The organism is Streptomyces morookaense (genome assembly GCF_013030945.1).
Taxonomy (GTDB): domain Bacteria; phylum Actinomycetota; class Actinomycetes; order Streptomycetales; family Streptomycetaceae; genus Streptomyces; species Streptomyces morookaensis.
Map to the genome: position 1 here is coordinate 1 of NZ_JABBXF010000231.1, position 381 is coordinate 381.

The following is a 381-nucleotide window of genomic DNA, read 5'->3' on the forward strand; positions in this document are numbered from 1 at the left end:
CTGCTGGGCGACGGCTGGGGCAAGGACTTCTCCGAGGCATCCGGCCGCCTGGGGGGCAACATCCTGCTGGCCGTCGCCACGGGCGGCGGCAGCGCAGGAGCGGAAGCCGGAGAGCAGGCGGGAATCGCCGCGGCGAGGAAGGGGACGCAAGAGGCGGCGGAGGCCGGGGCCCGGCAGGCAGCCCGCAACGCCGGCCGGGAGAGCGCGGAAAGCGGCGCAGCACGCGAAAACCTCACCAAGGAGCCGAACGGCCCCAACCGCGGCCAGGAGGAGAAGATCTGCGAGGAGGACCCGGTGGACGTCGCCACCGGTCGCATGCTCCTGGCGCAGACGGATGTGACGCTGCCGGGCCGGCTGCCGCTGTCCTTCGTCCGGCACTTC

Annotated in this window: 1 protein-coding gene; it reads left to right on the forward strand. The window is 73.5% G+C overall.

The window, feature by feature from the left end; genetic code table 11:
• On the forward strand, window positions 1-381 hold a 381-nt coding region (locus tag HG542_RS34305; RefSeq protein ID WP_171088355.1), incomplete at both ends, for a DUF6531 domain-containing protein.